We start from the raw sequence: 12,604 nt of genomic DNA on the forward strand, positions 1-12,604 counted from the left end.
TGCAAAAAATCCCACTACAGGAAGAAACCTTCTTTTTCTTCCTGTAGTCTATGTACATAGAACTAAAAAAACTTTTTATGAAATCAATTTCTCACTTTTTTCTTTTTTGCTTATCAATAATGCTATTGGCAAGCTGTACAAAGTCAAACACTCATAACGGTCATCCTGTAATACAAGCTTCTTCTGTACAAACAGAATACAAGATAGACACACAATGGCATGTAGGTTGGTGGTCTATTGCTCCGCAAGTAGCTCACGATACTTTAAAAATTCAATGCATCAACAATCCTGAAAAATTTGTTTTCAAAACCGATAAAGACAGCATTGCTTTTGATGTAGAAGAAGGAAAGTCTTATGACTTCTATGTACACTTAAAAGATTCTGTATATGCACATACGATCATTACAGGAATTCCAATGGCTAAAGAAACAATTAGCCATGCCAAAGACACAAAGAACGAGTCAGTTCACATTCAATATGACAAGGATAGAAACGCTCCTTTTTTAAAAGAGTTAGATCAAAAATATCCTATTACTTCTTATGTGAGCGGGTATAACACAGATCTTGAAAAAATATTAAGTATCCTTAATTGGACAAGAAGTCAGTGGGAACATGACGGAAATCAATCGCCTAGCAAATCTGATGCGATCACTATTTTGGATGAAGTAAAAGCCGGAAGTCGTTTTCCATGTTTTGCGTATGCTATTGTTTTAAAATCTCAATTGGAAAATGCCGGATTTAAATCACGTACCGTATATCTAAAAACCAAAGATGTAGAAACTCGTAGATCTTCTCCAGGGCATGTGGCTACAGAAGTATATTCTGAACAATATCAAAAATGGATCTTTATTGATGGGCAATTCAATGTAATGCCTGTTTTAAATAGTGTTCCTTTAAACGCTGTTGAGTTTCAACAAGCCTTAACTTCTGAGTACGACAAGGTAGAGTTGCATAGCAAAGGAAAGGCTGTTCCTAAAAGAGAATACGTAAGTTTTGTTTATGATTACTTGTATTATTTTGACACAAGTTTAGATCACAGAAACAGAATTGGAACAAAGACCAAAAGACATTATATAGACGGAAAAGGAAGTTTGATGTTGGTTCCTATGGGAGCTAACAACCCAACAAAAATTGATTTCTGGAATAGTACAATAGACTATTGTATTTATACCAACTCTCTAGCAGACTTCTACGCAAAGCCTTAATGTATTTCTAAAACTTTTTTGCGCCTCGACAACTTCTTTTCATTTGGGTTATCGGGGCGTTTTTTTATACTCTTTAATTTGATCTAGTAATAAAAAAACGAAACTGGCAATCCAGACAAGAAGTCCTGGCCCAATGTATATTGATTCAGAATTCCCTCCTAAATCTGTAGGTAACTTCAAATAACCAAATGAAAACAAACTCATGAGTAACATTAACACAGATAAATTAAGTCTTAATACTAGAACCTTCTTTCTAAGTAAAATGTTAATTATATAGATAATATTCGCCAACCAAGGAACTCCAATAAATAACTCGAATTCTGAAAACACAAATATGTTTCCTAGCATTAATGCATGAAAACCTAAAAACGCGAAATCAAAGCCAAAAACAGGTAGAAGCATAGAAATTCCATATAAAAATATGGAATACATAAAGTATTTTGATGTTTTCATAATTCATAGCAAAACTAGACTCTTATTGTGTCTTCTCTTTGTACACCTCTGCAATTGTAGGGTTATCTGGGCAAGATTTGATCTGTTCAAACTCGTCTCCGGCTTGTACATGTCCGGTTTGTAGTACTTTAAAATAGATTCCGCTCATGGTAGATCGCGTAAATTGTTGAACGATCTTACGGGTATCAAACTTCATCGCCAATTTTTCACAAGGCTGCCTCGGTTTGGTTACCTCAATGATTACCTCTCCTACCTTGTATGTATCTCCCACATGAATCTCCGTTTCTTCCAGATCATCAATGGTTAGGTTTTCTCCAAACATTCCGTATTCCCACTCTTGATCCGGGTGCAATCCTTTCCAGTAATCATAATGTTTCAATGAATATCCATAAACTGCCTGATCTATCCCTCCATGATATTCACGATTGCAAATAGCATCTCCTTTTACAGTTTCTACATCCAAAAAGATCGGTTGATTTACCTCTTTTTTAAAAATTCCGGTAGTAATGGTTTTTCCTTTCCATTCTACTTCTCTGCGTTCGCCAATATTGGTAGAGATGATTTTCATATGTTTTTCTTTTGATGTCACTGCGATAATGCCTTAGTGTCAGAAGCAGTCTCACTTAATTTAGCAGATTACTTCGTCGTCCCGAAACTTCGAAATTAAGACCTCTCGACTGCGCTCGAGGTGACATTATTAATTATTCTTTTAAAAAGTTTTGTAATACGTCGGCGATCTTACGATTGTCTGACAATTGTGGGATCTTATTTTGTCCACCAAACTTTCCGATGGACTTCATATACTCGTGAAAACCTCCTTTTTTTACCTTTCTGATGACAAGTGGACGTAGCACTTTTCCTTCAATCAGGTCAAAATAGTAAATGTTCTGTTCTTGCATCGAAGCATCAATCTTTGCTGCCAATGCATCTATATCTTCCGGTTCATTTTCAAACTCGATAAACCACTCGTGATATGGCAATCCTTCTTCCGGATTTACTTGCGGTGCTACAGTAAACTCACTCACGTTTGTTTCTGTTCCTTTGATGGAATCGTTCAATGCTTTTTCTACCTCTTTTCCAATTACATGCTCTCCAAATGCCGAGATAAAATGCTTGATACGTCCGGTAACTTTGATTCGGTAAGGAAGCAATGAGGTAAACTCTACTGTATCTCCAATATTATAGCCCCACAATCCGGCGTTTGTATTTAAAATGATCACGTAATTAACTCCCAACTGAACATCTTCTAACGAAATACGAGTAGGATGCTCGTTAAAGAAATCTTCCGCAGGAATAAACTCGTAAAAAATTCCACTATTCAACTGCAACAGCATTCCCTTTTCTTTCTGTGAATCTTGATAGGCAATAAATCCTTCGGAAGCCGGGTATAATTCTATATAATCTACCTTCTTCCCAATTAATGCTTCAAACTTGTTTTTATAAGGCTCAAAATTCACTCCTCCGTAAATAAAGAAGTTGAAGTTTGGGAACAATTCTGTGATGGTCTTTCCGGTTTTTTCAATCAGTTTTTCAAAATACATCTGTACCCAAGATGGTATTCCGCTAATTACCGTCATATCTTTATCTATCGTTTCCTCAACAATGGCATTTACCTTGGTGTCCCAGTCTTCAATACAATTGGTTTCCCAACTTGGCAGCCTGTTTTTCTGTAAATAACCAGGCACATAATGAGCTACAATTCCGCTCAATCGTCCTAACTTTACTCCATTCTTATCTTCCAACACTGGGCTTCCTTGTAAAAAGATCATCTTTCCATCTACAAAACTGGCATCATTGGTTTCTGCAATGTAAAACAACAAGGCATTTCTAGCCGCTTTGATGTGTGTAGGCATAGAATCTTTGGTGATGGGAATGTATTTTGCTCCGGAAGTAGTTCCGGAAGTCTTGGCAAAATAGATCGGCTTTCCTTTCCACAAAACGTTTTCCTCGCCGGCCACAATTCTATCAACGTAGGGACGAAGTCCCTCGTAATCGTGAACGGGAACGTTCTTTTTAAAATCTGAATAGCTTTGAATCGTATCAAAATTGTGATCTTTCCCAAAAGCCGTTTTCTTCGCTTTTGAAATCAGTTTTTTAAATACTTTCTCTTGGGTTTTATGTGGCTGATAAGCCCACTTATAAACTCGCTTTCTTACTTGTTTCGCAAAGGGAATGGCAAATACCGTTTTTACGCTCATCTACTCGAAGTCTATATATTTTGTTGGATTCACAGCATACCCGTCACTCCACAACTCAAAATGCAAATGAGGTCCGGTAGTTAATTCTCCTGTAGAACCCACACTAGCAATGGCTTCTCCAGATTTTACCAAATCTCCTTGTTGTTTGAGCAATGCTCCGTTGTGCTTGTATACTGAAATAAAATTGTTTGCATGTTTTAGAATGATCACATAACCAGTTTCTGCTGTCCATTCTGCAAAAATCACTGTACCATCGGCTACCGCTTTTACCGGTGTTCCGGTTTTCGCTACAATGTCTAAGGCGAAGTGTTTATTCTCCGCGTTAAAATCCTGAGTAATGCTTCCTGTAATAGGTGCAAAAAACACTACTTTGGCCTTGTTTTGCAGTTCGTCTGACAGAGGGAAACGGTCTCTACTATCGATCTTCTCTCTAAATAAAGAATCTTGTCGTGTAGCATCTAATTTACGCTCATCAATCTCTGTTCTTCTCGCCAAATCTTGAATGGAGTCGATTGGATCATCACCCGTAATCTCACCTGTTAATACAGGTCGGATTGCATTCGTATAATTCTCCAATATTGCCAATCGGTTCTTTAAAGAATCTGATTCAAAGGTGAGCTTTGCAGCATCTCTTTTTAATTGAGTTGATGAATAACCGGGAATGTATTCTTTGATCGGAGTAAAAGCAATCAGTAAAATAGTTCCTGTAATTAAAAGAATGGAAAAAATGCCACCCAATACAAACACATTCATTCGAGATAGCTTAAACGCAAATCGTTCTTCAAACGTGTTTTCGTTTAAAACTACCAATCTGTACTTGTCGGTGAGCTTTCGTTTTAATTTTCCTTTTTTCTTTTTGTTTTCTGCCACAGGTTGATTCTATGAATACAAATATACAACGAAACCCTTATTGAGGAATTTTGTTTGGTCTGTTAAATTTATCTAACAAAAATGAAATGAGGAAGTTTATTTTCTGTAGAAGTTCATTTCATCCATATACTTCCATACTTTTTCGGGCAACATAGGAGCTACATTCTTATTTTCCTTGATCCCGTCACGAATCAATGTTGCGGAAATCTGAATGATTGGCGCATCAACTCTATGAATCTTTGGATGATCTCTAAACTGATTCTTTACCTTTCCTCCTACAATTCTTGGGTATACATAAATATCGTGATGTTCTAAGATTGTCTCATAGTTCTTCCACTTGTGGAAACTTTTTAGATTGTCTTCACCCATAATCAAACAAAACTCCTTGTTGGGATGTTTTTCTGATATATGTGCCAAAGTATGTACCGTATAATTGGGTTGTGGAAGCTTAAACTCGATGTCTGAAGGACGCAGTTTAGAATAATCATCAACGGCAATATATACAAGCTCGTATCTGTGATGATCGTCTAAAAGAGAACCCTTTTTTTTATGTGGATTTTGAGGCGTTACTACAAACCACACCTCATCTAAATCTGAATATTCTGCCATGTGATTGGCAATGATGAGATGTCCAACGTGAATTGGATTGAAGGACCCAAAATACAATCCGACTTTCATCTTTATTCTGTTATAAATTCTTCAACAAGGTCTTCTGCTTCTTTCAAAGCTTTTTGTAAATCATCATTTAAGATGATGGTATCAAATTGAGGTGCAGTTGCCATTTCTACATATGCTTTTGCTACTCTCATTTTTATTTTGTCTTCGCTTTCTGTTGCTCTCTTCTTTAATCTTCTAAGCAGTTCATTGATGTCTGGCGGCTTTATAAACACAGCCAAAGTTTCTTCTGGAAATTTTTTCTTTATTCTCAGCCCTCCAACTACATCAATATCAAAAATTACATGTTTTCCTGAAGCCCAAATTCGTTCTACTTCGGTTTTTAGTGTTCCGTAGAAATTATCTGGATATACTTCTTCCCATTCAACAAACTCTTCTCTTTTTACTTTCTGAATGAACTCTTCTTTTGATATATAATAATAGTCTACACCTTCTTTTTCTATTCCTCTAGGCGCTCTAGATGTTACAGAAATAGAGAACTCTAAATTTAACCTTTCTTGACTTAATAAGTGACGAACTATGGTAGTTTTCCCTGATCCTGACGGTGCCGAAAACACAAACAACTTTCCTTTGAAGTCTGACATCTATAATACGTTTAGTATTTGTTCTTTTATTTTTTCTAACTCGTTTTTCATTTGGATCACCGCCTTTTGCATTGGTGCAAAATTGGCTTTAGATCCGATGGTGTTGATCTCTCTTCCTAATTCTTGTACAATAAATCCTAATTTCTTTCCATTAGAATCCGGCGTATCTAATTGCTTTAAAAAATAGCTCAAATGATTTTCCAATCTCACCTTCTCTTCATTAATATCTAACTTTTCTAAATAATAGATCAACTCTTGCTCAAATCTATTGGCATCTACTTCAACAGAGAGATCAGAGATTGCTTTTTGTAAACGTTGCTTTACTTGCTCGATTCTATCATCATCCAGAGATCTTACCTCTTCCAAATAACTTTGAATGTTCTGAATTCTCAGTTTAAAATCTTCCTCAAGAGATGCAGCTTCATCAACTCTATATTGAATGATCTCTTTTAACGCAATTTGGATATGCTTGTTGATCTCACTCCACTCATCTTCATCCAATTCTTCTCTTTCCGTTTTTAAAGCATCCGGCATTCGAACAGCCATCTTTAACAACTCTAAATCATCAGAAGATCCTGTTTGTACTACATTTCTTAATTGCTGAATGTACTCGCTTACCACACCTTTATTTACTGTGGTAGACGTTTCATCTGCAGTCATTTCAACATAGATAGAGAAATCTACTTTCCCTCGTACCAAATGAGAAGCGAGGTCTTTACGTACTGATAATTCTTTCTCTCTATAGTAAGAAGGAACACGAACATTTAAATCTAAATTCTTACTGTTTAAAGACTTGATCTCGATCGTAACCTTTTTGCTAGGTAATTGCAATACGGATTTACCGTATCCTGTCATGGATTGAATCATGAATCGTTTTTTAATAAGCCACAAAGATACATTTTTATTTAGGTGTAGCTTAGCATCCTTTCAAACAACCTTTTCTGCTTTTCTTAGAAAAGAGTACTTTTACCACAAAGCTATTTTTTGTGCAAAAACCAAATCATATTTTAATCATTCGACTTTCTGCCATGGGAGATGTTGCCATGACTGTTCCTGTGATTAGAGCTTTGGTAGACCAGTATCCGGATTGTAAGATCACTGTACTCTCCAAACCTTTCCTTAAACCCTTGTTTGATGAGATTTCTAATGTCTCTTTTTATGCTGCTGATGTAAAAGGGAAACATAAAGGAGCTGCCGGTTTGTACAAACTGTTTAAAGAACTGCAAAAATTAGACATCACGCATGTGGCGGATTTTCATAATGTATTACGATCGAAGATCGTTCGTTTTTTCTTTTCACGAACTCAAGTTCCTATTGCCATTATAGACAAAGGAAGAGCAGAAAAGAGAGCACTTACGAGAGAAACCAATAAGATTTTTAAACAACTGAAGACCTCACATCAACGATATGCAGATGTATTGAAAGGTTTAGGTTTTAATGTTGATATTTCTATTCCTAAACCCATCGCGAAACCTGAACTTTCAGAGAAGATCACTAATCTTACCGGTAATAAGAAGGATTCTTGGATTGGAATTGCTCCTTTTGCTGCCTTTGACGGAAAAATGTATCCTTTGCATTTAATGAAAGAGGTTATTGCCAACTTGTCTGAACAGTATCAGGTTTTTCTTTTTGGAGGTGGAAAAAAAGAAATTGCTCTTCTTAATGAGATTGAAACATCCAACAACAATGTTTTAAATATTGCCGGAAAACTTTCATTTCAAGAAGAACTTGCTTTGATCACTCATTTAGATCTTATGATCTCTATGGATTCCGGAAATGCACATTTGGCAGCAATGCAGCAGGTAAAAACCATAACCGTTTGGGGAGTAACACACCCGTATGCAGGGTTTACCCCATACAATCAACCTTTTGATCATTGCTTGCTTCCTGATCTTGAAAAGTATCCGAAAATTCCTTGTTCTGTATATGGAAATAAGGTGTTTGAAGGTTATGAATCTGTAATGGAAACCATCTCTCCTCAAAGCATTGTAAAAAAAGCGATTACTGTTTTAACTACATAAAAAAAAGAGCCCATTCGAGACTCTTTCTAGGTTTTGGTTGTATAACTTTTGGTTGTTTATAAGAAGATGATCAATGTGTAAATTGATGAAATAGTTTACTTTTGGATAGTCGAAAGATACAAATTTTATTCAAATTAATCATAACGCCTAGAGTTTCAGCACATGACCATTCACCACCTAGCCAAACATAATTCAGTACTTAACACATTCCTACAAGAAATCAGAGATCATAAAATTCAACAAGACTCGATGCGTTTTCGTCGAAACATAGAAAGAATCGGAGAAATTCTTTCTTACGAAATGAGCAAAGAATTGTCTTATGCATCTAAAGAGATCACAACAGTTTTAGGTACGAAGCAAGCTGACTTGATTGATGATTCTTTGGTTATCTGTTCCATCTTAAGAGCCGGATTGCCTTTGCACAGAGGAATTCTGAATTATTTTGACGCTGCTGAAAATGCTTTTATCTCTGCGTATAGATATCATCCAAACAATGATGATGAGTTTGAGATCAAGGTAGAATATTTTGCTTCTCCTTCTATTGATGGGAAAACACTCATTCTTGCCGATCCAATGTTGGCTACCGGACAGTCTTTGGTAAGTGTATATGAAGCTATTCAAAAGTTTGGAACTCCTAAAAAGATAGTATTGGTTTCTGTAATTGGTGCTCAGGAAGGAATTGATTATATCCAAAACCATTTCCCTGAGAACACAGATCTATGGATTGCTGATGTTGACGATACTTTAAATGAAAAGGGATACATCGTTCCCGGATTGGGAGATGCGGGTGATTTGTCTTTTGGTTCTAAATTATAAGCACTAAGATCGGAATTAGAACAAATAGAATCAGGATTAAATTCTGAAATATCTTTTTAGAAACTCCTTCTATTCCATTGGCCAAAATAACAGCCGTAGGGAAAAATGCATAGATCAACTCGTTTCCGGTTCTGTTATTTGTTATAATAATCAATCCCACAGCTACCAATAAATTGATGATGGTTAAGGTCCAAAACTTCCTGTAGTTTCCGCTTACCATAAATACCTTGGGGGTTTTGAACAGTATCGAAATTACTGTCATACTTCCTATAAATATCAACGGAATTAATACGTGGTTTGATTGGTAAAATCCAAAGTTGTAATCTGTATACCAAGAAAACAGATTCAAGAATTTATCGGTATCATCATACCAAAAACAGTAAGCAAAATAGATCAACAGGGGCGCTAAGAATCCTACAATAGGGATGAGAAAAGTTCTAAAATTCAGCTTTTGAAACAACAAAATAGAAGCAAACAATAAGACTCCGTATACCATTGTAAAAGGTTCTAGCACAAATAAGATAGACAACCAAAATCCGCTATCAAACATTTTTTTGATGGTTGCTTTAGGTGTTCTTAAGCTATAAATCCTTCTAAGCAGAATAAGCAATACAATATTGAGGATCAATGCTTCTCTATCAAACTGAGTGAAAGGAAAAGTACTGAACAACAACACAAAAAATAAAAATCCGTATGAATTATAAAGTGTTAGTTTGTTCTTTGCCAATATGAAGTTGAAGAAGAAAAACAACAACAGAAATAATCCGATAACCGACGCTATCCATTGTGGACTTTTTGTTTCTAAATGATCTATAAAAAAGGAGGCAAAAAAGAAGCCGAGAAAAAGGACAAGAATGATTATAAAATTTGCCGGATTAGATTTCCCAAAAAAATTGGCTAGCATACTTTGTTTTTATATTTTTGCAGTCGTAAAGATACTCAAGATATGATAGCATTCAATATTTTCAAATGGATCGGAGATTTATTCACCAATATATTATTCTTGCCTTTTAACTATTTAAGAACAGATCTAGCTGTTCAAAGTGGTGGATGGTGGACTTCTAATATTGTAAACTGGATCTTTTTAGTAGTATTATTAGTTTTACTATGGTACTGGATGAAAGAATCTCGTAAGTTCCTTAAAGAGGGTACTGAAGATTAATTTAATTTTTCGCTTTGGGTAGCAAAAACAAACTCAAACGTTTTAAAGAGAACGAAACGTTTGCCAATGTCATTCAGCCAACTAGAGAGGAAGTTCTTGGTAATTTCCCTCACAAAGGCAAGTGGCATTCTTTTTTTAAAAACGATCGCCCGATCGTTTTAGAGTTGGGATGTGGTAAAGGTGAATATACCATTGCATTGGCTCAAAAAAATCCTGATAAGAACTTTATTGGTATCGACATTAAAGGTGCTCGATTTTGGCGTGGTGCTAAAACAGCTATAGAAGAAGAGCTAAACAATGTGGCTTTTATTAGGACTCAGATCGAATTAATCGACAATATTTTTGCTGAAAACGAAGTAGATGAGATCTGGATTACATTCCCGGATCCACAGATCAAATACAAAAGAACCAAACATCGTTTAACCAATCACGATTTCTTAAAGAGGTATCATCACATCTTAAAAGAAGACGGAATCATGAACTTAAAAACCGACAGCGAGTTCATGCATGGTTATACTTTAGGATTACTTCACGGTGAAGGGCATGAGGTTTTGCATGCCAGTCATGATGTGTACAAATTAAAATCATCTCCGGAAGAAGTTACCGAAACTCAAACTTTTTACGAGAAGCAATACCTTGAAAAAGGGAAACCTATTACCTACATTAAGTTCAAACTGAACTATTAATCCAAAACTTTAACAGGTTTTTCTTTTTTGTTGAATGAGCTAACGACACTTTGTTCATCTCTTCAGGTTTTATATCTTCACTTTATGAAAGAAGACAACTTTTTTGAAAGAGTATACGAGGTTGCTCGTTTGATCCCTTATGGTCGTGTAACCAGTTATGGTGCCATTGCCAAATATTTAGGTGCTGCACGTTCTGCCCGTATGGTGGGTTGGGCTATGAATGGTTCTGGGAAGTACGAAGATGTTCCTGCACACCGGGTGGTAAATCGTAAAGGGTTGTTGACCGGAAAGCATCATTTTCAAGGAACCAACTTAATGCAGCAACTATTGGAAAGTGAAGGAATTGTTGTCAAAGAAAATCAAATTCAGGATCTGGAAAAGATCTTTTGGGACCCTATGAAAGAGCTTTCATAAATTTCCATTATCTGCCCATCAATATTCAAGATTTACTTCCTTTATTTTCTGAGTTCTAAGCCGTATCTTTGCAGTCAATTTAGAATGAATTTAAAGAAGTAGAATGTCCTTTAAGAAGCAAGATATATTCAAAGCTTTAGAAACCATCACCGCTCCCGGTGAAGGAAAAAGCATGGTTGAAAACAACAATGTAACCAATGTGGTTGTATTTGGAGATGAAGTAATTGTTGATGTAACTATTAGCAATCCAACTTTACAAGCCAAAAAGAAAGTAGAGGTAGAAGTGATGAAAGCTATTCACCAACACGTAGATCAAAAGATCGATGTGAAAGTGAATGTAAAGTCAGTTCCTAAGCCAAAACAAGAAGACCCGAACTTGATTCGCGGGAAAGAAATTCCAAATATTCAGAATATTATCGCTATTGCTTCTGGAAAAGGGGGGGTGGGAAAATCTACAATTACTGCCAATACAGCCATCACTTTGGCCAAAATGGGATTCAAAGTTGGAGTATTGGATGCTGATGTATATGGGCCTTCTATGCATTTGATGTTTGATGTAGAAACAGAAAGACCGCTATCTGTAAATGTAGATGGAAGATCTAAAATGAAGCCTATAGAAAACTATGGGGTAAAATTGTTATCTCTAGGATTCTTTACCAATCCAAATCAAGCAGTTATTTGGCGTGGACCTATGGCCTCAAAAGCGCTAAATCAATTGATCTTTGATGCTGATTGGGGTGAATTGGATTTCTTATTAATCGACTTGCCTCCAGGAACAGGAGATGTACACTTGTCTATAGTACAAGCCGTTCCTATTAACGGAGCTGTTGTGGTAAGTACTCCTCAAAACATCGCTTTGGCTGATGCCAAAAAAGGTGTAGCTATGTTCCAACAGGACAGTATCAAAGTTCCTGTGTTGGGAATCATAGAAAATATGGCTTATTTCACTCCGGAAGAACTTCCGGACAATAAATATTATATCTTTGGAAAAGATGGTGCAAAACATTTAGCAGAAGATATCGACACAAAATTCTTAGGAGAAGTTCCTTTGGTACAAAGTATTCGTGAAGCAGGAGATGTAGGACATCCCGTAGCTTTACAGGAAAACACTCCTTTAGAAGAAGCCTTTTCAGACATTACCAAAGAAATGGTTTCTGAATTGTTAAAAAGAAATGCTAATTTACCACCTACAGAGGTTGTACGAATTACAACCATGAGTGGTTGTAGCCCAGTTAAAAAGTAAAGATATGACAGCAGAAGAGACATTAGAAAATGTAGAAAAAGCATTGAGCGAAATTCGCCCTTTCTTAGAAAGCGACGGAGGAAACATCAAGCTATTGTCTATTGAAGATACTATCGTAAAAGTTCAGTTACAAGGAGCTTGTATTGGTTGTTCTGTAAACCAAATGACACTTAAGAACGGTGTTGAAGCTACCATTAAAAAGTATGCTCCAAATATCGAAGAAGTCATCAATGTAGAATAACTGATAAAAGTCAGTTTTTAAAAAACACCTAACCTT

The 12,604-nt window shown here is 36.0% G+C and carries 15 protein-coding genes; 8 read left to right on the forward strand and 7 right to left on the reverse strand.

The features are described from left to right. The first annotated feature begins 77 nt into the window (after nucleotides 1–77). Nucleotides 78–1,205, forward strand: a complete 1,128-nt coding sequence (locus ACFSRZ_RS05115) for a transglutaminase domain-containing protein (RefSeq protein WP_379665445.1) — start codon at nucleotides 78–80, stop codon at nucleotides 1,203–1,205. A 475-nt stretch (nucleotides 1,206–1,680) separates the two neighbouring features. Here the strand turns inward: ACFSRZ_RS05115 and ACFSRZ_RS05120 are convergent, their stop codons facing one another. From ACFSRZ_RS05120 to ACFSRZ_RS05145, 6 genes are all read right to left on the reverse strand, one after another. Beyond that, the gene (locus ACFSRZ_RS05120; RefSeq protein WP_379665446.1) at nucleotides 1,681–2,226 is read right to left on the reverse strand and encodes an MOSC domain-containing protein; all 546 of its coding nucleotides are present in this window, start codon (nucleotides 2,224–2,226) and stop codon (nucleotides 1,681–1,683) included. Nucleotides 2,227–2,359: 133 nt separating this feature from the next. Beyond that, nucleotides 2,360–3,856 carry a GH3 auxin-responsive promoter family protein gene (locus ACFSRZ_RS05125; RefSeq protein WP_379665447.1) on the reverse strand — a complete coding sequence of 499 codons (1,497 nt, stop codon included), beginning with the start codon at nucleotides 3,854–3,856 and terminating at the stop codon, nucleotides 2,360–2,362. Next, nucleotides 3,857–4,726, reverse strand: a complete 870-nt coding sequence (locus ACFSRZ_RS05130; protein WP_379665448.1) for a M23 family metallopeptidase — start codon at nucleotides 4,724–4,726, stop codon at nucleotides 3,857–3,859. 96 nt (nucleotides 4,727–4,822) lie between these two features. Continuing rightward, nucleotides 4,823–5,404, reverse strand: a complete 582-nt coding sequence (gene nadD, locus ACFSRZ_RS05135) for a nicotinate (nicotinamide) nucleotide adenylyltransferase (RefSeq protein ID WP_379665449.1) — start codon at nucleotides 5,402–5,404, stop codon at nucleotides 4,823–4,825. 2 nt (nucleotides 5,405–5,406) lie between these two features. Beyond that, nucleotides 5,407–5,985, reverse strand: coding sequence for a guanylate kinase (gene gmk / locus ACFSRZ_RS05140; protein WP_379665450.1), 579 nt, complete (start codon nucleotides 5,983–5,985; stop codon nucleotides 5,407–5,409). Next, nucleotides 5,986–6,852, reverse strand: a complete 867-nt coding sequence (locus ACFSRZ_RS05145; protein WP_379665451.1) for a YicC/YloC family endoribonuclease — start codon at nucleotides 6,850–6,852, stop codon at nucleotides 5,986–5,988. Between the two features lie 119 nt (nucleotides 6,853–6,971). Between ACFSRZ_RS05145 and ACFSRZ_RS05150 the strand changes: the two genes are divergently transcribed. Both ACFSRZ_RS05150 and upp read left to right on the forward strand, forming a co-directional pair. After that, the gene (locus ACFSRZ_RS05150) at nucleotides 6,972–8,006 is read left to right on the forward strand and encodes a glycosyltransferase family 9 protein (RefSeq protein ID WP_379665452.1); all 1,035 of its coding nucleotides are present in this window, start codon (nucleotides 6,972–6,974) and stop codon (nucleotides 8,004–8,006) included. A 162-nt stretch (nucleotides 8,007–8,168) separates the two neighbouring features. Then, nucleotides 8,169–8,822, forward strand: coding sequence for a uracil phosphoribosyltransferase (gene upp / locus ACFSRZ_RS05155; protein WP_379665453.1), 654 nt, complete (start codon nucleotides 8,169–8,171; stop codon nucleotides 8,820–8,822). Here the strand turns inward: upp and ACFSRZ_RS05160 are convergent. Next, nucleotides 8,812–9,726 (reverse strand): DUF6427 family protein, encoded by a 915-nt coding sequence (locus tag ACFSRZ_RS05160; RefSeq protein ID WP_379665454.1) that lies wholly within the window; start codon nucleotides 9,724–9,726, stop codon nucleotides 8,812–8,814. The genes upp and ACFSRZ_RS05160 overlap by 11 nt on opposite strands. A 42-nt stretch (nucleotides 9,727–9,768) precedes the next feature. On the opposite strand from ACFSRZ_RS05160, the gene ACFSRZ_RS05165 reads away from it, so the two are divergent. From ACFSRZ_RS05165 to ACFSRZ_RS05185, 5 genes are all read left to right on the forward strand, one after another. Continuing rightward, nucleotides 9,769–9,984 carry a DUF6341 family protein gene (locus tag ACFSRZ_RS05165; RefSeq protein WP_379665455.1) on the forward strand — a complete coding sequence of 72 codons (216 nt, stop codon included), beginning with the start codon at nucleotides 9,769–9,771 and terminating at the stop codon, nucleotides 9,982–9,984. A gap of 14 nt (nucleotides 9,985–9,998) precedes the next feature. Beyond that, nucleotides 9,999–10,670: a tRNA (guanosine(46)-N7)-methyltransferase TrmB gene (gene trmB, locus ACFSRZ_RS05170; protein ID WP_379665456.1), complete on the forward strand. Its 672-nt coding sequence runs from the start codon at nucleotides 9,999–10,001 to the stop codon at nucleotides 10,668–10,670. Between the two features lie 84 nt (nucleotides 10,671–10,754). Continuing rightward, nucleotides 10,755–11,084: an MGMT family protein gene (locus tag ACFSRZ_RS05175; protein WP_379665457.1), complete on the forward strand. Its 330-nt coding sequence runs from the start codon at nucleotides 10,755–10,757 to the stop codon at nucleotides 11,082–11,084. 103 nt (nucleotides 11,085–11,187) lie between these two features. Next, on the forward strand, nucleotides 11,188–12,327 hold the full coding sequence (locus ACFSRZ_RS05180) for an Mrp/NBP35 family ATP-binding protein (RefSeq protein ID WP_379665458.1): 1,140 nt from the start codon (nucleotides 11,188–11,190) through the stop codon (nucleotides 12,325–12,327). 4 nt (nucleotides 12,328–12,331) lie between these two features. After that, complete coding sequence (locus tag ACFSRZ_RS05185; RefSeq protein WP_379665459.1) at nucleotides 12,332–12,568, forward strand: NifU family protein; 237 nt, start codon at nucleotides 12,332–12,334, stop codon at nucleotides 12,566–12,568. The last annotated feature ends 36 nt before the right edge of the window (nucleotides 12,569–12,604 follow it).

It is taken from the genome of Pseudotenacibaculum haliotis (genome assembly GCF_042684245.1).
GTDB lineage: Bacteria > Bacteroidota > Bacteroidia > Flavobacteriales > Flavobacteriaceae > Polaribacter > Polaribacter haliotis_A.